We start from the raw sequence: 21,235 nt of genomic DNA, 5'->3' as shown, positions 1-21,235 counted from the left end.
CTGGAGCTGGATTACAATAACCTAGTTCGGAGTTTTCCACAAGGTGAAAATCTATAATTTCCTAACCGACAAAAAAAGCCGTCTCACTTTTAAAAGGTGACGGCTTTCAACTGTATAAATAATATTAATCAAACGTTTGTTTAAATTCTCCAATTCCCTGTCGCCAAGGAGTTTCGATCATTTTCACGTTATTAATCAAACGTTTGTTTAAATACCAAGGGGCATTATTTGAGAGAACCTGGCCTGATATTTTTACCATAGAAGATTTCATCCATTTCCATCAAAAGCTTTTCGGTGATTTCTTCTTCCTCTTCCGGTCTTAGTTTGTCCCGGGTATACCCGAACAGGTAGTTATTAAGGTCAAATTCTTTTAGCTTACATTTGGTATGGAAGATGTTATCCTGATAAACATTCACATCAATCATATCAAACATATCCTTGATATCATCAGGAATATAATTCTGGATGGAGCTAATGTCATGGTCAATAAACAGCTTTTTCCCACGTTTGTCTCTTGTAAATCCACGAACTTTATAGTCGATAGACATAATGTCAGTATCAAAGGAACGAATGAGATAGTTTAACGCTTTAAGCGGGGAGATTTCTCCACAGGTTGAAACATCTATATCTGCCCGGAATGTACTAATACCCTCGTCCGGATGATACTCTGGATAAGTATGCACGGTAATATGGCTCTTATCGAGCTGCATAACAACAGAGTCTGGAAGAGGTCCGGGAGATTCGTCATATACTTCATTTGGAACTTCCACTACAGGTCCTTCCGATACTAAAATCGTGACACTGGCTCCCTGAGGCACATAATCCTGTTTAGCGACATTCAAAACATGCGCACCAATGATTTCAGTAACATGTTTTAATATCTTTGTAAGCCTGTCAGCATTGTATTGTTCATCAATATATTCTAAATATGCTTCACGTTCTTCTTTCGTTCTGGTGTAGCAAATATCATACATATTAAAGCTTAATGTTTTTGTAAGATTATTAAATCCATGCAATTCAATCCGCTGTTCTGGACTTAGTGTCATTTGGATTTCCCCTTTAAAAATTTCTCGTATAATGCATATTATTTTTATAATACCCAAAGTTTTAAAAGGAAAAACAAACTATCTTTACAGGATTTTTTCTGCAAGGAGTTGGTAAGATCTCATTTTATCCTCAAAACTGTAAATGTTGGTTAAAATAAGAAACTCATCCGTTTGATATATTTCACTTAATTTAAATAGTTCTTCCTTAACCATATCAGGAGTTCCAATCAGCATTCGCTTCCGGTTTTCACGGATTCTTTTTTGCTCATTTTCTGTCAGCACTGCCGCTTTAGCCTCTTCAGTTGAGGGTATTCGAGTATCCTTCCCCTGTTCGACTGAAAGAAGCCACAAATCCTGGCTAAGTGCCAACTCCTCTGCCTTTTCCAAAGTCGGGGCACATACAATAAAAATACAGACGTTCGCTAAAGGATTTTTTAATAAAGGAGAGGGAAGAAAGTGTTCATAGTAATAGTTCAATGAATCTTTCCCGTTTTCCGGATGGATAAAGTGACCGAATGTAAAAGCAGTTCCATTATCAGCAGCCACTCTTGCACCCCTGTGTGTCACACCCAAAACCCACATTTCAGGTTTCGTCTCTGTCATTGGGTAAGCGGCTACTCCATGATAAGGATGGTCTTCGGGCACGCTTTCTCCTAAAAAGTTCTGTAAATCCCTGACCTGCCTGGGAAACTCATTCATGCTTTTCCTTAGGCCGTCTGTCAGAGCAAGGCGCGTTTCTGGTGAACCACCAGGGGAACGGCCCAATCCCAAATCTAATCGGTTTGGAAATAAAGCTTCAAGTACTCTGAAGTCCTCTGCCACTTTAAAAGGGCTGTACTGCGGAAGTAAAATCCCGCCCGATCCAACACGTATTCTTTTTGTTCTCGAGGCAATAGCTGAAATTAAAACTTCAGGAGAGGTCCCAGCCATGCCGTTGGAATTATGGTGCTCAGCTGTCCAAAACCGCGTATACCCCAGCTCCTCTGTTATTTCCGCAAGCTTTAGGGTATTCCTCAATGCTTCGCTGGCATTGCCCCCTTTTCGGATAACTGATTGGTCAAGCACACTCAATTTCAAAAGAAAAACCTTCTTTCTCTTACGAACGTTCCTTCAATAAAATGTTCTTATCTTTATCGAGAGTCACTACTGTATCAGCCATGCCAAGAAACAGTCCATTTTCAGCAACTCCAGGAATCATATTAAGAAGCTGTTCAGCTATTTTTAAATCCAATTCCTTCGGAAGTACACAGTCAGCAATATAATTTCCATTGTCCGTTATAAATTTAGTCCCATTCTTTTGTCTTAATTTTGGAGATAAACCCTGAGAGCTAATATGTTTAATTGTCATTTCAAATCCAAATGGAATAATTTCCACTGGTAAAGGAAACTGTCCCAGCCTATTTACAGCTTTTGAGGGGTCAGCGACCACAATAAACTTTTTAGCGGCATGGGCAATAATTTTTTCCCGTAATAAAGCTCCCCCTCCACCCTTTATTAGATTCATTTTAGGGTCAACCTCATCAGCACCATCAATAGCAATATCTATAGAATCAATTTCCCGAAAATTTATTAGAGGAATCCCGAATTCCTCGGCTAATTTTTCAGTTTGTTTGGAGGTAGGAATGCCTTTAATGGAAAGTCCCTCTTTCACCAGCTGACCAAGCTTTTTCAATGTATAAAAGACTGTTGAGCCTGTGCCGAGACCAACAACCATTCCCTCTTTTACAAACTCAGCAGCTTTTTCACCAACTAATTGTTTTTCATTCATAGCTGTCCCGCCTTTTTTAATCTATCTGTTAAATGTTCCCTAGATAGAGGGATTTAAATCAAATAAAAACAGGCCCTCTAGGCCTGTCTTCGCTATTTTTCAATTTTTAAATTGAAGCTGTAGATTTCTTCATTGGAAGAGAGTTTGTAACCAAACTTCGGATTATAATCCAAGGTAAGCTTGTTAGAAAGGTGCTTCTGGCTTTCTAGTGAAATTAAAACCGGAATATCTTCAACTATAAACAAGTCATCATCCGGACGTTTCTGATCCACTTTTAGATGATGGTTGGCATATATCGAACAGCTTCCTACAAATATTGCCTCAATTCTAAAACCTTCTTCTTTTTTGAACTCCAGCTTTTTTAACTCCTCAAGAGCGTTTGGTTTAATAACAATTTCCATGTTTTTTACCTTCCCAGGAAAAAGATTTTATTCCACAACTTCTAGTTTAACCTCAATATTTCCCCTTGTCGCTTTTGAGTATGGACAAAATTCATGTGCTTTGTGCACTAGGTCCTCAAGCTGGTTTTTTTCAATTCCTGTTCCCTTTACCTGAAGTGTAACCCCAAGTTTAAACCCATCATCCGTTTCATCTTTTATTAGGCTTACATTAGCAGTAACTTCGGAATCAAATTTAACTCTTTCTTTTCGTGCCATTAGCTGCAGGGCGCCATCAAAGCATGCAGCATAGCCAGATGCAAAAAGGAGCTCAGGATTGGCTGCATTAGGAAGCTTCTCAGCCCGTGGGGTACCCGGCATGGCGAGATCCATCTTAATTACTCCGTCAGGGGACTCTACTCTTCCTTCCCTTCCCCCAACCGCAGTGGCAGATGATGTGAATAATGTCTCAGACATAAAAATTCCCCTTTCAATTCAGCGATTTTTGTAAAAACAACCCTTATACCATTCCCGTTTTTTTAAGTCATTAACCACTGCAATGTGTTTTAGTAATAGAACTTTTCAAGCTTGGTATGTGATTTTTAATACAAAAATCAAAAGGAAAAATTAACATAACCCTTTTTATTAAAAATATTTTTCCGCAGTACAACCGCATAGTAAACGGTTACACGTTAATTTTGATTAAAATACCTGTTGTCAAAATTGTTTATCAATTCTATAATGTCTACTATATAAATACATTTGTTCATACGCAGTAAACATTCGGGAGGAAATTATGAATCCAATTTCAGTGGGACTTTTAGGTTTAGGAACTGTGGGAACTGGTGTAGTGAAAATTATTGAAAACCATCAGGACAAGTTAATGCACCAAGTAGGCTGTCCGGTCAAAATTAAAAAGATTCTTGTCCAAGATCCAGCCAAGGCACGAACTTTGGATATTGATAAAACCATGCTTACAACAAATCCTGATGATATCATACTTGATCCAGAGATAGATGTAGTCATTGAAGTTATGGGAGGAATTGATGATACAAAAGGAATCTTAATCGAAGCGATGAAAGGGAAGAAACATGTTGTCACTGCTAATAAGGATTTAATGGCATTGCATGGCTCTGAGCTTTTAACCGTTGCTTATGAAAACCAATGTGATTTATTTTATGAAGCAAGCGTCGCAGGTGGTATCCCTATTCTAAGAAGTTTGGTTGATGGCCTCTCTTCCGACCGAATCATTAAAATGATGGGAATTGTTAATGGGACAACGAATTATATTTTGACCAAAATGAGCAAGGAAGGCAGAGCCTATGAGGACGTTCTAAAAGATGCCCAGGACTTGGGCTTTGCTGAAGCAGATCCTACATCAGATGTTGAAGGGCTGGATGCCGCAAGAAAAATGGCTATTCTTGCAACCCTGGGATTCTCCATGAAAGTCGACCTTGATGATGTGAAAGTGAGTGGAATATCAGCTGTTACAGATGACGACTTACGGTACGGGAAACAACTGGGATATACGATGAAATTAATCGGCTTTGCCCATCGTGAAGGTGAAAAGGTTGAGGTTAGCGTTGCTCCTACCTTACTGTCTGATAGCCACCCTCTTGCATCTGTCCAGAATGAGTATAACGCAGTCTATGTGTATGGCGAGGCTGTAGGAGAAACCATGTTTTACGGCCCAGGTGCAGGAAGTCTTCCTACCGCAACAGCGGTTGTTTCAGATTTGGTGGGCGTAATTAAAAATCTTCGTCTTGGTGTGAATGGCCGCAGCGCGGTTACTCCACAGTACCCGAAACAGCTAAAGGATGACTGTGAAAAGTTTTCAAAGTACTTTCTTCGCCTGCATGTACAGGATGAAGTGGGAGTTTTTGCAGAAATCACCTCCATCTTTGCCAGCTTTGGGGTCAGCTTTGAAAAGATTCTCCAGCTTCCTGTTAAGAAAAATGAAACAGCAGAAATTGTCCTGGTCACTCACAGAGCCTCTGTTACCTCCTATAAACAAATTTTAACGGAGCTTGAAAATCTCAAGGCAGTTAAAAAGATTAAAAGCTCCTACCGAGTGGAGGGAAATTCATTATGAGATGGCAGGGTTTAATAGAATCGTATAAAGACTATTTACCAGTTGGTCCAAACACCCCCTCTCTAACACTAAATGAGGGTAATACCCCGCTTATTAGGCTGGATAATTTATCAAATGATTGGGAAATTGACCTTTATGTCAAATATGAGGGAGCAAACCCAACAGGATCATTTAAGGACAGAGGAATGGTCCTTGCTGTAGCCAAGGCGCTTGAATCAGGAAGCAAGATGATTATCTGTGCCTCTACGGGTAATACCTCCGCTTCTGCTGCGGCTTATGCAGCCCGTTCAGGATTGCGCTGTATCATTGTTATCCCGGAAGGAAAAATTGCAGCCGGCAAACTTGCTCAGGCTATGATGTATGGTGCCGAGATTATTTCAATTAAGGGGAATTTTGACCAGGCCCTGAAAATGGTCAGGCAGGTCAGTGCTTCCGAACCTATTACCCTTGTTAACTCAGTAAATCCTTATCGAATTGAAGGCCAAAAAACAGCTGCCTTTGAGATTTGTGACCAGCTGGGTGCGGCCCCTGATATTCTGGCTATTCCAGTTGGGAACGCCGGAAATATAAGTGCTTACTGGAAGGGCTTCAAGGAATATGAAAATCTCAAAGGAACTGGGCTGCCAAGGATGTTTGGCTTTGAGGCAGAGGGTGCGGCTGCTTTAGTCCATAATAGAGTTTTTGAAAATCCAGAAACCATTGCTACCGCCATAAGGATTGGAAATCCTGCCAGCTGGGATTTAGCCGTTTCAGCTGTAGCAGAATCTGATGGATATTTTGATGAAGTAAGTGATAAGGAAATTCTATCTGCTTATAAACTGCTGGCCAGGAAGGAAGGTATTTTTGCTGAGCCTGCCTCCTGCGCTTCCCTGGCTGGTTTATACAAAAATGTTCAAAGCGGAAAAGTCAAAAAAGGAAGCAGAATTGTGGCTGTTCTTACCGGGAATGGTTTAAAAGATCCCGATACGGCAATTAATCATAGTTTAATCCAGCCTGTACAGCTTTCAAATGATGAGGAATCAGTTATAGGGTACATCAGGGGAGTTGTTCAGGGATGATCCTTCGTGACAAATGCATGATAAAGGTTCCCGCCAGCACCGCAAATCTCGGCCCGGGCTTTGATTCAATCGGCCTGGCTCTTGATTTATTTTTAATATTGGAGGCAGAAAAAAGTGACCAATGGAGTTTTACAACTTCATGTCCTGAGCTAAAACAATTCCCGGGAGATCATCGCCATTTCATTTGTCAGGTGGCCAATCATGTTGCCTCCAAGTACGGTGTCTCACTGACACCTTGTAAAGTAGTGATGGAAAGTCAAATCCCTCTGGCTCGCGGCCTTGGATCCAGTGCAGCTGCAATTGTTGCCGGAATCGAATTAGCAGACTTTGCAGGCGGACTTCAGCTGACAAAGGATGAGAAGCTGCAGATAGCAACAGCTATGGAAGGCCATCCGGATAATGTCGGTGCCTCTATCTTTGGCGGACTGGTGATAGGAAGCTATCAAAATGGAGAAACTGATTTGTTATCCTTCCAGTTAAATAGTTTTGAAGTAGTGGCTCTTATTCCTGAGGACATTCTATTGACCAAGGATGCACGACAAGTACTGCCTTCATCCCTGCCATATTCGGAGGCAGTAAAAGCCTCTTCTGCTGCAAACTTGCTGGTGGCAGCATTATTGGGCAAACACTGGAGTTTAGCAGGCAAAATGATGGAACAGGATCTTTTTCACCAGCCCTATCGCAAGCCGCTTATCCCCTTTTATAAAGAGGCTTGCAACACAGCAAAGTCTGGCGGTGCTTTTGGTGCAGCATTAAGCGGTGCTGGCCCCACTATTTTATGTTTTGCTGAAAAAGGACTCGGGCTTGGGCTTTCAGAACACTTAAAAAGAGAACTTCCACAAATGAAGGTGAAGCTGCTAAATATCGAACAAAATGGAAGCTCAGTTTCCAAAATGGAGAAATGCAGCTAAGTAATTTACTCGCTCTTCCGGCTTACCGAAAGGGCTTTTTTGTGATTTGTGAACCCCGCGCCTTTTACTTTGAACCGATTTTGATGTTTTAGACTCATCAAGTTGGCTCATATCTCAATTCAATTTGCTGTTTTGGGCATCTTTATTTCGCGCAAATCAACTAAACTTGGAAAAAAAGCCTAGTCATAGCCGCCTCTTTATGGGGTGCTAGGACTAGGCTTAATTTTCATATAAGATCTCTCTCTTTTAAATAGTTGATTATACTTTCAGCCGCCCCTTGAACTCCCTGCTGGGATGTATCAATGGCCAATTCTGGTTGTACAGGCGGTTCATATGGAGAGTCAATACCTGTAAAATTCCTGATCTCCCCGTTTCTCGCTCTTTTATACAATCCTTTGGAATCCCGGAGTTCACAGACTCCAAGTGGACAGTTAAGGTAGACCTCTATAAATTCTTCCTCTTCAAACAATTTTCGAACTAAGGCGCGATCCTCCCTAAACGGAGAAATAAATGCAGTCAAAATAATCGTTCCACTGTCTACAAAAAGTTTGGAAACTTCCCCGATCCGCCGGATATTCTCAATCCGGTCCTCATTTGTAAAATCAAGATCCCTGTTTAACCCGTGGCGGATATTATCACCGTCCAGGATATAGCTTCTCCGGCCAATGGAATAAAGCTGACGGTCCACCTCGTTTGCAAGTGTAGATTTACCTGAACCTGATAGACCAGTGAACCAAAGGACAAAGCTGCTGTGTCCATTGAGGAACTGCCTGTCTTTTTTCTTCAATGATGCAGGGTGCCAGACTATATTTTTATCCATCTGAAGCCACCGTACCTGTTTGGATTAGTATTTGCTGCTGCAGCCCTTCAATTAACACTTGAGCCACTTCCGGCCTGCTAAACTCTTTTGGCGGCGCCTCCCCTTTTTGGAGCATGGCCCTTACTTTCGTACCTGACAGCGAGACATGATCCTTTTCTTCATGCGGACAAGTCTTATAAGAGGCCATATTTTCACACTTTGTACAGTAGAAGCTATTCTCAAAGAATAAAGTAGTTATACCTATATCTTCTTTTGTAAAAGAGCTAAAGATCTTTTGAGAGTCATAGGTACCATAATAGTTCCCTACTCCTGCATGGTCCCTTCCAACGATAAAATGGGTACAACCGTAGTTTTTCCTGACAAGTGCATGAAAGATTGCTTCCCGAGGGCCTGCATAACGCATGGCTGCTGGAAAGACCGAAAGAAGAACCCTTGTGGACGGATAATATTTCTCCAGCAGGACTTTATAGCTTTTCATTCGTACATCTCCTGGAATATCGTCTGCTTTTGTTTCGCCAACCAGAGGATTTAGAAACAGTCCGTCAACCATCTCAAGGGCACACTTTTGAAGATACTCATGGGCACGATGTACAGGATTTCTGGTTTGAAAACCAACAATTGTTCCCCAGCCCAGCTCGATAAACCGGGCTCTTGTTTCGAGCGGGTCAAGTGTATGCCCTTCAAATTGTCTAGCTGGCCTTCTAACCAGAATGATAGGACCGCCGAGATAAACATTTTCCCGTTCGAATAATTTTTTTACTCCTGGATGCTGAAGCTCTGAGGTCCGGTAAACCTTTTCCGCTTCTTCCTGTTTATCTGGAAAAAATAAATCTGTGACCGTCATTACTCCATAGACTATTCCATCCTTTTCAAGATTGACGGTATCTCCGCAGCGAATTCTTTTTGCTGTAGCTTCAGAAACCGGAAGCGTAATTGGGATGCTCCAAACAGTTCCGTCATGAAGACGCATGTTTTTAACTACGGACCGGTAATCATTTTCACCCATAAAACCCGTTAATGGACTGTACGCCCCAATGGCGATTAGTTCCAGGTCGCTTAAAGCAGTATTATCCAATTCTACTCTTACATTATTCCTGTTAACCGGCTGGCTGTAATCGATCCGGTTAATTAATACTCCTCCATGGGGCTGAATCATGTTATCTTCCTCCTAATACTCTCAATGCTTTAAATACCTGAAATTGTCCAAGCAATACCTTTTTAAAAACTAATACCAGCACCTGCAATCGCCCTATCGGTAACCGTGCTCCTGTGAGGTTTGGTGTAAACCACATTCTGTTTTTGCCATTTGTGCCCACCTTCCGGCTCGAAGGTCCGAATTCTCCTCAACGGGAAGCGTACAGGGCTTGCAGCCAATACTGGGATAATTTTGATCGTGAAGTATATTATAGTCGAGATCATTTAAGTTGATGTAAGTCCATATTTCATCCCATTTCCAATGGATTAAAGGGCAAATTTTTATGTTTTTAAACTTTTCATCTTTATTAAGGTATTGAACATCCTTCCGAGTTATCGATTGCTCTCTGCGAAGACCGGAAATCCAGGCCTGAACTTTCGAAAGCTCTCGAGCAAGAGGCTCAACCTTTCGCAGTTGGCAGCAGAGGTTCGGATTATGCTTCCATAATTCCTTCCCATATTCTTTTTCCTGCTGTTCGAGCGTTACAAAAGGCTTTATCATTTCAATTTTAAATTCTGGATACCTCTTTTTTACCGCCTCAATTACCTCGTATGTTTCATCAAAATGAAGCCCTGTATCTAAAAAAGCAATTCTTGCCTTTTTATTTATTTTTGAAATTAAATCAAGGAGTACAATCCCTTCAGCTCCAAAGCTGCAGGCATAGACGATATTCTCCCCGTATTCTCTATAAGACCATTTAAGGACTTCCATGGTATCGCTAAATCCTTCAACCAGGAGCTTAACCGTCTCTTCATCCCATTTTTCATAGGTTAGAGCTCTATCCATTCTTTTCCCCTCGCTTTAAAGTGTTGAGTTTCCTAACACCCTCTTTTTCAATGTGAAAATAGGTTAAAACCTAAGTACAGGTTATTCAACTGGTAAAAGAAGTGTTCACAGGGTAAAAGCCCATTTAGAAGGATTTTAAAAAATTACTGGAATTTGGTACCGTAAATTAACTAGGCGAATACATTAGAAACTAACCGAAACTAACCAAGTAATTTATAGGAGAAAAGAAATGAAGATTAATATTTTTCAAGGGCATAAACATGATTTGCCGTATGCAGATGTGAATGTTGTGATCGATGTCATCAGGGCGTTTACTGTCTCCCATTATGCTTTCCTTGGGGGTGTAAAGGAAATACTGCTGGTCCCCTCCGTTCCAGAGGCTATTCAATTAAAAAAGGAACATCCCGATTATCTTCTTGCTGGAGAGGTAAAAGGTCTTCCAATTCCAGAATTTGACCTTGATAACTCACCGAAGAGGATGGCCTGTGAAAATGCAGACGGGAAAACGATTGTTCAAAAAACTACTAACGGTGTGGAAGCCACATTAAACGCCTTACAGGCAGATTTCATTTTTGTAACTGGGTTTTCGAATGCAAAAAATACAGCTGAATATATTCGAAGAAGCCTTAATCGGGATTCGGTGGTAAACATTATCGCCTCTCATCCAAGCGGAGACGATGATTTAGCTTGTGCAGAATATATTCAATCACTTCTTTTAAGAGATGGAGCTGTAACCTTTACTGATACAGTCAATAGAATAGAAAACTGTGATGCAGCCCAAAAATTTTATGATGAATCTCAACCGGAATTTGATTGCGAGGACATTTCTTTTTGTAAAAAAGAACTCGACAGCAGTTTTGTTATGGCTGTGGATTGTTTAAATGGACTTCCTAGAATTGTGAGGGTGGATGTAAATGAACCATTCAGGATTAAAGCTGCCAGCCAGACAAGAAAAGCCTAGAGAACGCGGAATCACTATTTTGATTGATAACGGAATTCCACTTCAATTCTTCAGGGATACAATCTACAGTGCTGGCTGCTATATAGACTTTGTTAAATTCGGCTGGGGCACCTCCATTGTTTCTCCCCGCCTGGGTGAAAAGATTTCCTGCCTGAAAGAGAACGGTGTTGATTACTTTTTTGGCGGCACCCTTTTTGAAAAATTCCTAAGCCAAAATAAAATAGAAGAATTTTATACTTATTGCAAAAAGTACGATTGCCGGCATATTGAGATTTCAAACGGAACGCTCAGCTTAAGCAATAAAGAAAAAGCCAGGCACATCACTGATTTTTCAAAAGAATTTCATGTTTTCAGCGAAGTAGGAAGCAAGGACAGCACTCTTTCCCGCGAGTTTAGTTCATCTGAATGGCTCGAATATATTCTGGAGGATTTAGAAGCAGGTGCGAAGAAGGTCATCACTGAGGCAAGGGAAAGCGGTACGAGCGGTATTTGCAGTGATACTGGGGAGATGCGGAACGACATTGTTCAAGAGATTATTTCTTCCAACATTCCTTTAAACGATATTATTTTCGAGGCGCCCTCTAAGCAAATGCAGACCTTTTTTATCATGCTTGCTGGGTCGGAGGTTAATTTGGCCAATATTCCTTTCAGCGATGCAGTAGGGCTGGAAACATTAAGACTTGGTTTGCGTTCCGATACCTTTCATTTATTTGAGGAGGAGAGAATATGAGAGATACAAATAAAGTGTTTCATTTGGCGATTCCATGCAAGGAGCTGGATGAAACCGTAGAGTTTTATGAAAAACTGGGCTGTAAATTGGCCCGGAGATACCATGACAGAGTAACATTTGATTTTTTTGGTGACCAGGTGGTCTGCCATCTAAATCCAGACCAAATTGATCTTTCCCCTCAAATGTATCCTCGCCATTATGGTATTACTTTTATGAATAAAGAAGAATATCATCAAACCCTGGAGCATGCCCTTACCCAGAGGCTAAGCTTTTTTCAGGAGCCATTGGTCCGGTTCCCTGGAAGAAGAGAGGAGCATTTAACCTTTTTCCTGATTGATCCTGCTAATAATTTACTGGAGTTTAAATATTACCATGATGAAGAAATGATTTATTAAATAGGCTCAGTTAAACTTGACGGTTGATTTTCGCTCACGGCGCTCGCTTTCCGCACCAATCAACATGGTAGAGGCTTTAACACAGCCATTAAAAAAGAAAAGCGCAAGCACCCGTTCAGCAAAGCAACTACCTGATTTACTTCTTGTAAATCCTTCTCTGGACAGACAACTTGCAGCTTTTCGACTAGCCTAATATTAGCTTCTCTGAATTAGCGTTGGCACAGGAGCTAGAAAATTTAAAAGAAGGAGCCCCAGTGGCTCCTTTATTTCTACAAAGCTATATATATAACTATTAAGAACCTGTCGATCTATAATGCCTTACTCCAAAATGCCATACGGCCAAACATGGAAGGATAAAAAGGATTCCCGCAGCAGGCATCATCATATAAAGCAAATCGCTGCCACCATTGCTTTTCCCAAGGATATACAGGAGCGGGAGATAGTTCACACAGCCGAACGGAATTACATATGTAAAAAACCGGATAATCCATTTTTGATAGATATTTAATGGATATTGAGCCATTTCTTTGCCGCCATCGGTAAATACATTGGCTACCTCCAGCCCTTGGACGGTCCAAAAGCACATGGCAGCTGCTAGTATGAATATGCCTGTAAAAATAAAAACACCGCCTGTAACCATAAAGAAAAGAGTGGTCAACTTAAAAAAGTCCCAGTCGACTGCAATATTCCTCACAGCCCAGATCAATACAATCGCGCTTTGCATAAGCCTTCCGACTCTTGTAAATTCAATATTGGAACCAAGTATCTGTAAGACTGTACTTCTTGGCCGGACAAGAATCCGGTCAAACTCGCCTTTAATAACTAAATTAGAAAACGAGTCAAAACCCCTTGCAAGGCATTCACAAATTGAAAAGGCCATATGAATCACTGCAAAGCAAAGGGCCACCTCAAAGAAATCCCATCCTTTAATTTGGCCAAAGCGCTCAAACAGAAAATACATTCCAGCAAACATAACAAAAGGAGTAAAAAACTGGCCAATACATAAAAGCCAAAAGGAAGCCCTGTACTGCATCTGGGAATTCAAAAGCATCCTGAAATATTTAAAATAAAGATTCATTATTTATCCCCCCTGGACCACAACTCTTCTTAGTACTTTTTTCAAAGCAAACATTCCTGTACCAACAAGAAGAACCAGCCAGATTATTTGAGCAAGGACGCCCATTGCAGCCTCTGGAGGAGGAATATGACCAGAGTAAACTCTAAATGGAAAGTCTGCTGTTAAATGAAAAGGCAGCCATCCGGTCACTTTTTGAAGCCACTCCGGCATGAGCGGAATGGGAATGATTATTCCAGAAAAAAATTCACCCACCACTGCAAAAATAAGTGTTGATCCTGCCGGAGACATCGTTACAAAGACTGATATATATATGAACATAGAAATAGCCACCAATACAAGCAGCCCGAGCACCAATGCAGAAAGGAACAAAACAAACGAGGTCCAGCTTGGCGGCAAAGTCATACGGTGGGGCTCGGGAATACAAAATGCTATAAGTAAAATGGGAAAGCATCTTAAAAACGCACTTGATAATCGCTGGGAGAGGAGCCTTGCAAACCAATAGCCATAAATACCGGCAGGCCTGCAAAGCTCATAAGCAATATTGCCGCTTGTTATAAGATTAAACAGCTCATTATCGCGAAACCACAACATTATAAAGGCAAGAAAGGCCTGCTGAAGCCAAAGATAGGTAATTAATTCTTTTAAAGAAATAGGAGGAGTATGTGCTGAGTGCTGATAAAACGCTTCAAACACCATAATCTGAATAATTCCAAAGAAAAATTGTGTTGCAATTCCTGCCCAGGCGGCAGTCCGATATTGCAAGCCTATTTTCAGACGAAGTCTCAAAACAGAATAATAGGTCTTCATATTTGGTACTCCTTATAAAGTTGTAAAACTATTTCCTCAATTGGCTTCCCCTCAATCGAAACATCAATCAGTTCAAGCTGATCCGATAATTGTGTAATTACTTCGGAGATGACAGCCTTATTTGTATCCACATTTAAAATGGCTCGTTCCGGTGTCCAGGATACAATAGATGCATTAGGTATCTGAATAGGGTTAACGTTTTGCTGATAATCCGCAACAATCGTTTTCTGAGTCCCGAATTTACTGCGCAGTTCATTTAGGTTTCCATCAAACAGCAGGCTTCCCCTGCCAATTAAGATAACACGGTTAGCTAATGCTTCTATATCGTTCATATCATGGGTGGTCAGAATAACTGTAATTCCCTTTTCTTTATTAATGGTTTTAATAAATTGACGAACGGCCAATTTAGAAACGGCATCCAGTCCAATGGTAGGTTCGTCCAAAAATAAGATTTGAGGACTATGAATCAGCGATGCTGCTATTTCACAGCGCATCCGCTGTCCTAAGCTTAGCTGCCGCACAGGTGAGTAAAGTATATCCTGAAGATGAAGTGTTTCAACTAGGAGTTCGACATTTTGTTTGTAGTCTTGGGGTGCAACCTTGTATATATCACGAAGAAGTTCGAAGGAATCGATTACTGGAACATCCCACCACAGCTGTGACCGCTGTCCAAAGACGACTCCAATGTTTTTTACATAAGCGACTCGTTCCTTCCAGGGCGTGTATCCCATTATCGAACAGCTTCCCTGGTCCGGAACCAATATTCCGCTCATGATTTTAATTGTTGTTGATTTGCCAGCACCGTTTGGCCCTATGTAACCAACTATTTCTCCTGGCTCAATAGAAAAAGAAATGTCCTTTAGCGCCTGCACTGTTGTATATTCGCGATGAAATAAAGACCGGACAGATTGGCGCAAGCCTTCTGTTCGCTTAGCCACTTTAAATGATTTTCCTAACCCTTCTACTTTAATCAAACAGTTTCCCCCTCTCATTTAAGAGTCACAGGAGAAAATATTATCACTTTAGCAGATTTACTGTCAATTAGATTTCTGATATTTCTGTTTTAATTTATTTTTTTGTAATAAGTTATAACTTGATAGATACATACCCTCCCCAAGGAAAAGTCACCTTACCATTTGCACTACTTCCACCATTATCTACCACACAACTACTCCTTTAATTTTTTAGTGCTCTTCATTACAGCGTTTTTTATCCGATAATCTCTATAAGAGATAAAATATGTTGAAATCGCTTAACAGCAAATGAGGTGAGGTTCGAACATTGAGTTTTAAATAGCAAGCAGCAAGTACAACACAAAGAATGAAGGGGAAAACTTTACATCATGAGAAAAATAAAATTTAAATTAATTAGCATTTCACTTTTATTATTAGCTGTTCCAAGTTTAATAATTGGCATTGTAGGCTTTCTAAATGCAAAGGATGGGCTTGATGAGTTAGGAAAAACGACTTTAAAAAATGGCGTTGAAATGGCTATTCAGCAAATTGATAATATGAACAAGGAAGTGGAGAACGGCAACCTAACTCTTGAGGAAGCACAGGATAGAGTTAAGGAAACCTTAATTGGCCCAAAGCAGGCTGATGGAACTCGGAAAATAAAGAGTCCGGTTAATCTGGGTGCAAATGGGTATTTCCTTGCTTATGATGAGAAAGGCAACGAAGTGGTTCACCCAACACTTGAGGGCAAAAATGTTTGGAATACAAAGGATCAAAATGGTAACTTATTTGTCCAGCAGCAAATAAAGACAGCTAAATCTGGCGGCGGTTTTGTTACTTATATTTGGAGCCTTCCTCAGAATGATAAAAAGTTCGGTGAAAAAATTACATACAGCGAAATGGACCCACATTGGGGATGGGCTGTTACAGCTGGAACTTATAAAATGGATTTTAATAAGCCCGCAAACAATTTATTATTAATCCTATTAATTACCTTAGGGGTCGCTTTATTGATCGGAAGTATTGTAACTCTTCTATTCTCCCGACATCTTGCTTCACCTATTTCCAAGCTGACCAAACAAGTAGCAGAGGTATCAGATGGCAATTTAGCCATTTCATTAACTGAAAATAACCGAAAAGACGAAATTGGTACTCTAAATAAGAGTTTTAATTCTATGGTTACCCATCTTAAAGACCTTATTAGCCGTGTAGAGACTTCAATTTCAGAGATAAGCGCCACCTCCTTAAATTTGTCGGCAATCGCAGAAGAAACCACTGCTTCAGGAGATGAAATTTCAAGGGCAATAGATGAAATTACTAGAGGAACTGTCCAGCAAGCCTCTGATTCCGACGACACTAACCATATCACCATTGAATTTGCCAAACAAATTGAGAGTTTATATGAAAAAAATAAACAAATGCTAAATTCCTCCAATGAGGTTAAACAATCGAATGAACAAGGCTTAAAGAATGTTGAAATACTAAAAGCAAAATCCAATCAAACACATAGTTTAATTATTGGTGTAGGACAAGTTACGGAAGGTTTAGTAAACAAGGTAAAAGAAATTGAATCTATTGTTGGAACAATTAATGATATATCCAATCAAACGAATTTGTTAGCCCTAAATGCCAGTATTGAAGCGGCACGTGCAGGAGAACACGGAAAAGGTTTTGCTGTTGTGGCAGAAGAAGTTCGAAAACTGGCTGAACAAACATCTGAAGCAACTAAACAGGTTAAAGTCACACTTAGCGGAATTGAAGCGGAAACAAGTATTGTAAATACGGAGATTGAAAAAACCTCTACTACCGTGAAAGAGCAAAATACTGCTGTAAACAATACTGAAGCTTCTTTTAACTTAATTGCCGAATCCATACAAAATATTCTTTCTTCCATATCTACTGTTAGCCTGGATATGCAAGGATTACTTAATGCAAAAGAAAGTCTGACAGCTTCATTTGAAAGTATTGCGGCAGTAAGCCAGCAAACTGCTGCTTCTACTGAAGAAGTAACTTCTTCAATTGAAGAACAACAAAGGGCTATTCAAGTTGTTTCAGATTCAGCAACAAAGTTAAACGACGAAATAAATGATTTAAATAATGCTATAAAAAAGTTTACTGTTTAATAAAGGATCTTTTCGTATACTTTATTGTAGCTTAATCCAAAAATAGACTCGCTTTCCGCGGGCAATCAAGCTGCTGCCTGTAAATAACTTCGTGATTAAGCATCTGTGTACAGCTACTTGCAGCTTTGCGACGAGCTGAAGATTGGCTTCTTCGAGTATTCTGTGGCGCAGGAGCACGCCTCATCGGTCGAGAACGACCTGCGGGGTCTCTCCTGGCTTGCTTTTCCCGCTGGACAATGGATTAGCATCATGGAATCCGCCCACTCACGAAGGAAATGCGTAGCATTTTCGAGGAGTCTCGCCTATTTTTGCTTACTGTCTCACCAATTTGCAAAAACCTTTTAGATAAGAGCCTTAATAAAAAAGAAGACCGAAAATGGTCTCTCTTTTTTTTCATTTATAAACTTGTCTTTTTGCTTTCGCTTTCGGCATCCGTTTTAAGCTTCCTTTTTATATAACAGCTGAAGTTCGGGTTTTAATTCAGAAATCACTTCGATGAAAGGCTGAACTATTTGCGGGTCAAACTGTGTTCCTGAGCAGCGAATGATTTCATCAATAGCTTCTGCAGGAGAGATTGCTTTTTGGTATGGGCGATTGGTAGTCATTGCATCGAAACAATCTGCTATTGTCAAAATTCGTGCCGCAAGCGGGATAGACTCACTGCTTAGTTGGTCAGGATATCCTTTTCCATCATATCGTTCGTGGTGATGCCTAATCATCGGCAAGCAATCCTTAAGCTCTTTAATAGATTGAACCATCTGCTCTCCCCAGATGACATGCATTTTAATGGTTTCCCACTCACTATTCGTAAGCTTCGATGTTTTATTTAATACTTCCGTTGGTACTTCAACTTTACCTATATCATGAAGAAGGGCACCATAGCGGATATTCTTAACTTCAGTTTTAGAAAGGCCTATCTTCCTAGCCAGCCGTTCGGAATATTCCATAATCCTTTCTGTATGTCCATAGGTATAACGATCTTTTGAATTTATAATCATTAAAAATGTCTTTAATGTTTGAATTACTTCTTCTTCCTCGGCAGAATCAAATTGATAATTGCCTTTTAATTCATCAATAACTGAGGTATACAGCTGAACTCTGTTTCGGCTGCTGTATTTGGTTTTATATAATGCCTGATCCGCAAGCATAATTAATTGTTCTCTGGAGTGGCCCATATCAGGGAATGTTGAAATGCCAATCGAAACAGTAACCTTCTTCTGAGGCATATGTTCTCTTCCTTTAAAAGGATGTTCAGAAACTGATCTTCGAATTTCCTCTGCAATTTGAATGGCGGAATTCGTATCTTCACCTGGGAGAATAATAGCAAACTCCTCTCCTCCATATCGGCATGCAATACCACTTGAAGGAATGGAATCAGTTAGTATTCCTGCCAGCTCCCTCAGTAATTTATCACCTTCCGGGTGGCCAAAAGTGTCATTAAATACTTTAAAATGGTCAAGATCTATTAAAAGGAGAGCACCCTTCTCCTCGTTTTTTATAGTTGTGTCGAGATTTTCCTGGAAATAACGGTGATTAAACAACTTTGTAAGCTCATCCTTCTCACTTAAAGAACGAAAATGATCAAACATTTGATAATAACTTCTATAAGAAACTCCTAAAGTCCACATGATTAAACAAAATAAAATAATTCCTAAAATGCCTTCTTCACGAACTACTACCGCCATAATAAGGCCTAAAGCCATCATAGTAAAATAAATAAGAACCGCTTTTCTTTCTAAGAAAATTTTTAAAAAGTTTACTATAGATTTTTTTGAACGCAGGCAAAGATAAATAGATAAAAATAAAACATTTGATATAAAGAAGCTAATCGCATAGGAGATAAAAGCGGGAAGATTAGCAATCAAGGAATCCATTTTCGGGTTATATATCAGGTTAAAGAAGAAAAAGCCTATATAACCTGAAAGGCTGTATTGAATCCCATTAAAAGCGTGTGAAACCCACTTTTTTGGATTTATCATAATTAGAAAAGCAACCATACAAATATTAATTAAAAAAATAGGAAAAACACCATATAAAACACCCGCGGTAAACAACAATGGGGTAACTAATGATAAGTTATCACTAGATGGAAGGACAATGGGGCGCTCATCAAATAGGGTTGCAGCACCCGCAAAGGTAATAACGAGAATCCAGGTGCTTTCATTAATTGGCTGATATAAAAGAAAAGAGAGAAACAAAAATATGGATAAGCATAACGCTTGATAGCTATTTAGCAATAAGTTACCCTCCATACCCCACCACTTCCTTAGACTTTTTATTACTTTTTGCCATTGCTTTATATAAAAAGAGAATTACTCCAATTGATAAAACAATATCCCCAAGACTTATAATAATCGGCCGAGGATATGGATACTGCAGGAAGAAAATATCACCCAAAAAATTCAAATGGGTATGGGCTGATATTGGTATATGTTTTCCATATTCACCCGCCATAAATGCAGGGAAGTCTTCAGGCGATAATGCTTTTGCTGCTTGAACATCAACAGGCATTCTACCCTTGTTTGCCAGCATCACCAGCAAATTCATAAAAATACCGATTACCATATACTTAAAACCTTTATCCTTATAGTTCACCAGGCAGAAAATTAAAAGTCCGATGTTACTAGCACAAACTGACATCAATAAATATTCAAGGAAAATATAAATGGCACCAAACTGAATAATAAAAGAGACTGCAATCAGCCAGGGATGATTAAGTTTAACAGTAACAAGCTGCTGCAAACTTCCACCCATAATTAATGAAGCGATAATTCCTATAATAATGCTATCAACAAACATATAAATCACCCCAAATGCTCTTAAATAACAGGCAAAGGAGCCGGAGTTAGCCTCCTCCGGCTCTTAACTAAACTATTTTTTCCACAGCCCAGAAATACTTTATCTGATCTTTAAATCAGTCTAACTTCCAAGCGAAGGACGGTCCCATTAAAAATAGACTTAAAAGATTAAGCAATTTCATTTTTAATCCCCCTATTAATCAGATTTTAGACAGATTTAGTCAAGCTTGTAAGCAGATGCTGCAGATAAAACAAACATAGCGGCGAAAAATAAAAACATTGTAATCTTGAATTTCATTTCGTTTCACCATCCTCCATAGATTTTCAAAAATCTTCAAGCAGAGAAAGGATTGCGCATAAAGATTAAGAGCCCTTTTAGTAATATAAAAGGGCTCTTAAATATCTTAAGTGCAGCTGGCTGGCATTGCATTTTGCTTTAGCCCCTATAGCTTTGCGCCTTACCCTTTCAGGTAGTTTGCCCTTCTGTTTATTCTAGTGAAAGTTACTAAGCAAGTAGATTCTCTTAAGTTTATCAGGACTTAAGAACTACTTATAAGTTGATTGTATAGTTAAATATACCTATTTTAAAAGATTAAATTATCGACATTTTCAGACAACTCAATTCGACAAATCTATTTGTCTGCAAAATACATATCTTATCTATTGTTTTTACTAATTGAAAATTATATTACGAAAATAAGAACATACGCTCTTATAAAGGAGAATATTATGGAAAACTGGGAAGCTGCTTATGTGGCAGGAATAATAGATGGTGAAGGAAGTATCCATTTAACAAGAATGCATAACAGTGAATTTCGTCGTCCTTACATTTCAGTAGCCTCAACAGATAAAGAACTTCTAATTTACATTCAATCTCTTACCGATGGATTAATAACTAATAAAAAGAATTACAAACCCCATAAACACAAAAATTCCTTTACCTTATCAATAAAGAAGAAAGAAAATGTCTTTAATATCTTAAGATGCATTCTTCCCTATTTAAGAGTGGAACAAAAGAAAAAACGAGCTCAGTGGATTCTTAATAATTATAATCAAGTTACATCTAGAAATGGAAAATACGCTCCTGAATTATTAAAAGAGAAGCTTTTATTTGAAGAAATCTTTTTTAAATTATAAAAAAAAGCCTAGCAATTTTAAAATGTGGCCTAAACTAATTATTTGCCAAGAAGTAAGGCAAAAAGCTTAAGGGGTGGAGGCCAGTTATGCTAACCTGATGGGTCAGAGCCCTTTTGTTGAAGGAACCTGGTACTCCGTACATATTTGAAATCCTGCGAATAAGCCAACATTCGTTATCTAGCTTTATAATAATTTCTTAT

The 21,235-nt window shown here is 39.5% G+C and carries 21 protein-coding genes and 1 riboswitch; of the genes, 8 read left to right on the top strand and 13 right to left on the bottom strand.

The window, feature by feature from the left end; translation table 11 throughout:
• Window positions 1-224: 224 nt before the first annotated feature.
• From speD to G8761_RS25370, 5 genes are all read right to left on the bottom strand, one after another.
• Window positions 225-1,046, bottom strand: coding sequence for an adenosylmethionine decarboxylase (speD, locus tag G8761_RS25390; RefSeq protein ID WP_166030730.1), 822 nt, complete (start codon window positions 1,044-1,046; stop codon window positions 225-227).
• Window positions 1,047-1,130: 84 nt separating this feature from the next.
• Window positions 1,131-2,123: an LLM class flavin-dependent oxidoreductase gene (locus G8761_RS25385; protein WP_166030729.1), complete on the bottom strand. Its 993-nt coding sequence runs from the start codon at window positions 2,121-2,123 to the stop codon at window positions 1,131-1,133.
• Window positions 2,124-2,142: 19 nt separating this feature from the next.
• Window positions 2,143-2,814: a ribose 5-phosphate isomerase A gene (rpiA, locus tag G8761_RS25380; protein WP_166030728.1), complete on the bottom strand. Its 672-nt coding sequence runs from the start codon at window positions 2,812-2,814 to the stop codon at window positions 2,143-2,145.
• A 92-nt stretch (window positions 2,815-2,906) separates the two neighbouring features.
• A complete protein-coding gene (locus tag G8761_RS25375; protein ID WP_166030727.1) occupies window positions 2,907-3,215 on the bottom strand; it encodes an iron-sulfur cluster biosynthesis family protein in 309 nt (102 codons plus the stop codon).
• 27 nt (window positions 3,216-3,242) lie between these two features.
• Window positions 3,243-3,668 (bottom strand): organic hydroperoxide resistance protein, encoded by a 426-nt coding sequence (locus G8761_RS25370; RefSeq protein ID WP_166030726.1) that lies wholly within the window; start codon window positions 3,666-3,668, stop codon window positions 3,243-3,245.
• A gap of 319 nt (window positions 3,669-3,987) precedes the next feature.
• Here G8761_RS25370 and G8761_RS25365 point away from each other — a divergent pair, with 319 nt between their 5' ends.
• Genes G8761_RS25365 through thrB form a run of 3 tightly spaced genes read left to right on the top strand, consistent with a single transcriptional unit; the run spans window position 3,988 to window position 7,252 of the window.
• Entirely contained in the window at window positions 3,988-5,283 is a 1,296-nt protein-coding gene (locus G8761_RS25365) for a homoserine dehydrogenase (RefSeq protein ID WP_166030725.1), read from the top strand.
• The gene (gene thrC, locus G8761_RS25360; protein WP_166030724.1) at window positions 5,280-6,341 is read left to right on the top strand and encodes a threonine synthase; all 1,062 of its coding nucleotides are present in this window, start codon (window positions 5,280-5,282) and stop codon (window positions 6,339-6,341) included. The genes G8761_RS25365 and thrC overlap by 4 nt, the downstream gene beginning before the upstream one ends.
• Window positions 6,338-7,252, top strand: coding sequence for a homoserine kinase (gene thrB / locus G8761_RS25355; RefSeq protein ID WP_166030723.1), 915 nt, complete (start codon window positions 6,338-6,340; stop codon window positions 7,250-7,252). Before thrC ends, thrB begins: the two co-directional genes overlap by 4 nt.
• 226 nt (window positions 7,253-7,478) lie before the next feature.
• On the opposite strand, the gene cysC is transcribed toward thrB, so the two are convergent.
• From cysC to G8761_RS25340, 3 genes are all read right to left on the bottom strand, one after another.
• Window positions 7,479-8,072 carry an adenylyl-sulfate kinase gene (gene cysC, locus G8761_RS25350; protein WP_166030722.1) on the bottom strand — a complete coding sequence of 198 codons (594 nt, stop codon included), beginning with the start codon at window positions 8,070-8,072 and terminating at the stop codon, window positions 7,479-7,481.
• On the bottom strand, window positions 8,065-9,228 hold the full coding sequence (sat, locus tag G8761_RS25345) for a sulfate adenylyltransferase (RefSeq protein ID WP_166030721.1): 1,164 nt from the start codon (window positions 9,226-9,228) through the stop codon (window positions 8,065-8,067). The genes cysC and sat overlap by 8 nt, the downstream gene beginning before the upstream one ends.
• A 93-nt stretch (window positions 9,229-9,321) precedes the next feature.
• Window positions 9,322-10,053, bottom strand: coding sequence for a phosphoadenylyl-sulfate reductase (locus tag G8761_RS25340; protein WP_166030720.1), 732 nt, complete (start codon window positions 10,051-10,053; stop codon window positions 9,322-9,324).
• 229 nt (window positions 10,054-10,282) lie between these two features.
• Between G8761_RS25340 and G8761_RS25335 the strand changes: the two genes are divergently transcribed.
• The 3 genes from G8761_RS25335 to G8761_RS25325 are packed head-to-tail and all read left to right on the top strand — an operon-like array spanning window position 10,283 to window position 12,139.
• A complete protein-coding gene (locus tag G8761_RS25335; RefSeq protein ID WP_166030719.1) occupies window positions 10,283-11,014 on the top strand; it encodes a 2-phosphosulfolactate phosphatase in 732 nt (243 codons plus the stop codon).
• The gene (locus tag G8761_RS25330; protein WP_166030718.1) at window positions 10,968-11,744 is read left to right on the top strand and encodes a phosphosulfolactate synthase; all 777 of its coding nucleotides are present in this window, start codon (window positions 10,968-10,970) and stop codon (window positions 11,742-11,744) included. Before G8761_RS25335 ends, G8761_RS25330 begins: the two co-directional genes overlap by 47 nt.
• Window positions 11,741-12,139, top strand: coding sequence for a VOC family protein (locus G8761_RS25325; protein ID WP_166030717.1), 399 nt, complete (start codon window positions 11,741-11,743; stop codon window positions 12,137-12,139). The genes G8761_RS25330 and G8761_RS25325 overlap by 4 nt, the downstream gene beginning before the upstream one ends.
• Window positions 12,140-12,431: 292 nt before the next feature.
• On the opposite strand, the gene G8761_RS25320 is transcribed toward G8761_RS25325, so the two are convergent.
• Genes G8761_RS25320 through G8761_RS25310 form a run of 3 tightly spaced genes read right to left on the bottom strand, consistent with a single transcriptional unit; the run spans window position 12,432 to window position 14,998 of the window.
• On the bottom strand, window positions 12,432-13,217 hold the full coding sequence (locus G8761_RS25320) for an ABC transporter permease (protein WP_166030716.1): 786 nt from the start codon (window positions 13,215-13,217) through the stop codon (window positions 12,432-12,434).
• A gap of 3 nt (window positions 13,218-13,220) precedes the next feature.
• The gene (locus G8761_RS25315) at window positions 13,221-14,024 is read right to left on the bottom strand and encodes an ABC transporter permease (RefSeq protein WP_166030715.1); all 804 of its coding nucleotides are present in this window, start codon (window positions 14,022-14,024) and stop codon (window positions 13,221-13,223) included.
• On the bottom strand, window positions 14,021-14,998 hold the full coding sequence (locus G8761_RS25310) for an ABC transporter ATP-binding protein (RefSeq protein ID WP_243450154.1): 978 nt from the start codon (window positions 14,996-14,998) through the stop codon (window positions 14,021-14,023). Before G8761_RS25310 ends, G8761_RS25315 begins: the two co-directional genes overlap by 4 nt.
• A 368-nt stretch (window positions 14,999-15,366) precedes the next feature.
• Between G8761_RS25310 and G8761_RS25305 the strand changes: the two genes are divergently transcribed.
• Window positions 15,367-17,100, top strand: a complete 1,734-nt coding sequence (locus tag G8761_RS25305) for a methyl-accepting chemotaxis protein (protein WP_166030713.1) — start codon at window positions 15,367-15,369, stop codon at window positions 17,098-17,100.
• A gap of 437 nt (window positions 17,101-17,537) precedes the next feature.
• On the opposite strand, the gene G8761_RS25300 is transcribed toward G8761_RS25305, so the two are convergent.
• Window positions 17,538-19,352 carry a bifunctional diguanylate cyclase/phosphohydrolase gene (locus tag G8761_RS25300; RefSeq protein WP_166030712.1) on the bottom strand — a complete coding sequence of 605 codons (1,815 nt, stop codon included), beginning with the start codon at window positions 19,350-19,352 and terminating at the stop codon, window positions 17,538-17,540.
• Entirely contained in the window at window positions 19,342-19,899 is a 558-nt protein-coding gene (locus tag G8761_RS25295) for a DUF5317 domain-containing protein (protein WP_166030711.1), read from the bottom strand. Before G8761_RS25295 ends, G8761_RS25300 begins: the two co-directional genes overlap by 11 nt.
• Window positions 19,900-20,304: 405 nt before the next feature.
• Window positions 20,305-20,388: riboswitch (cyclic di-GMP riboswitch) on the bottom strand.
• A gap of 239 nt (window positions 20,389-20,627) precedes the next feature.
• Between G8761_RS25295 and G8761_RS25290 the strand changes: the two genes are divergently transcribed.
• Window positions 20,628-21,035 carry an LAGLIDADG family homing endonuclease gene (locus G8761_RS25290; RefSeq protein WP_166030710.1) on the top strand — a complete coding sequence of 136 codons (408 nt, stop codon included), beginning with the start codon at window positions 20,628-20,630 and terminating at the stop codon, window positions 21,033-21,035.
• Window positions 21,036-21,235 lie beyond the last annotated feature (200 nt).

This window comes from Neobacillus terrae (genome assembly GCF_011393025.1).
Taxonomy (GTDB): Bacteria; Bacillota; Bacilli; order Bacillales; family Cytobacillaceae; genus Neobacillus_A; species Neobacillus_A terrae.
The sequence above is the reverse complement of the archived record's forward strand: the minus strand, read 5'-3'. Positions and strand labels throughout refer to the sequence as shown.

What these genes read in the sequence shown, in the direction of transcription:
- G8761_RS25370 (WP_166030726.1), bottom strand. Translation starts at nt 3,668, where the DNA reads ATGTCTGAGACATTATTCACATCATCTGCCACTGCGGTTGGGGGAAGG.
- G8761_RS25330 (WP_166030718.1), top strand. Translation starts at nt 10,968, where the DNA reads ATGAACCATTCAGGATTAAAGCTGCCAGCCAGACAAGAAAAGCCTAGA.
- G8761_RS25305 (WP_166030713.1), top strand. Translation starts at nt 15,367, where the DNA reads ATGAGAAAAATAAAATTTAAATTAATTAGCATTTCACTTTTATTATTA.
- thrC (WP_166030724.1), top strand. Translation starts at nt 5,280, where the DNA reads ATGAGATGGCAGGGTTTAATAGAATCGTATAAAGACTATTTACCAGTT.
- G8761_RS25365 (WP_166030725.1), top strand. Translation starts at nt 3,988, where the DNA reads ATGAATCCAATTTCAGTGGGACTTTTAGGTTTAGGAACTGTGGGAACT.
- G8761_RS25335 (WP_166030719.1), top strand. Translation starts at nt 10,283, where the DNA reads ATGAAGATTAATATTTTTCAAGGGCATAAACATGATTTGCCGTATGCA.
- cysC (WP_166030722.1), bottom strand. Translation starts at nt 8,072, where the DNA reads ATGGATAAAAATATAGTCTGGCACCCTGCATCATTGAAGAAAAAAGAC.
- speD (WP_166030730.1), bottom strand. Translation starts at nt 1,046, where the DNA reads ATGACACTAAGTCCAGAACAGCGGATTGAATTGCATGGATTTAATAAT.
- G8761_RS25340 (WP_166030720.1), bottom strand. Translation starts at nt 10,053, where the DNA reads ATGGATAGAGCTCTAACCTATGAAAAATGGGATGAAGAGACGGTTAAG.
- G8761_RS25320 (WP_166030716.1), bottom strand. Translation starts at nt 13,217, where the DNA reads ATGAATCTTTATTTTAAATATTTCAGGATGCTTTTGAATTCCCAGATG.
- G8761_RS25295 (WP_166030711.1), bottom strand. Translation starts at nt 19,899, where the DNA reads ATGTTTGTTGATAGCATTATTATAGGAATTATCGCTTCATTAATTATG.
- G8761_RS25315 (WP_166030715.1), bottom strand. Translation starts at nt 14,024, where the DNA reads ATGAAGACCTATTATTCTGTTTTGAGACTTCGTCTGAAAATAGGCTTG.
- G8761_RS25290 (WP_166030710.1), top strand. Translation starts at nt 20,628, where the DNA reads ATGGAAAACTGGGAAGCTGCTTATGTGGCAGGAATAATAGATGGTGAA.
- G8761_RS25300 (WP_166030712.1), bottom strand. Translation starts at nt 19,352, where the DNA reads ATGGAGGGTAACTTATTGCTAAATAGCTATCAAGCGTTATGCTTATCC.
- sat (WP_166030721.1), bottom strand. Translation starts at nt 9,228, where the DNA reads ATGATTCAGCCCCATGGAGGAGTATTAATTAACCGGATCGATTACAGC.
- G8761_RS25375 (WP_166030727.1), bottom strand. Translation starts at nt 3,215, where the DNA reads ATGGAAATTGTTATTAAACCAAACGCTCTTGAGGAGTTAAAAAAGCTG.
- G8761_RS25325 (WP_166030717.1), top strand. Translation starts at nt 11,741, where the DNA reads ATGAGAGATACAAATAAAGTGTTTCATTTGGCGATTCCATGCAAGGAG.
- thrB (WP_166030723.1), top strand. Translation starts at nt 6,338, where the DNA reads ATGATCCTTCGTGACAAATGCATGATAAAGGTTCCCGCCAGCACCGCA.
- rpiA (WP_166030728.1), bottom strand. Translation starts at nt 2,814, where the DNA reads ATGAATGAAAAACAATTAGTTGGTGAAAAAGCTGCTGAGTTTGTAAAA.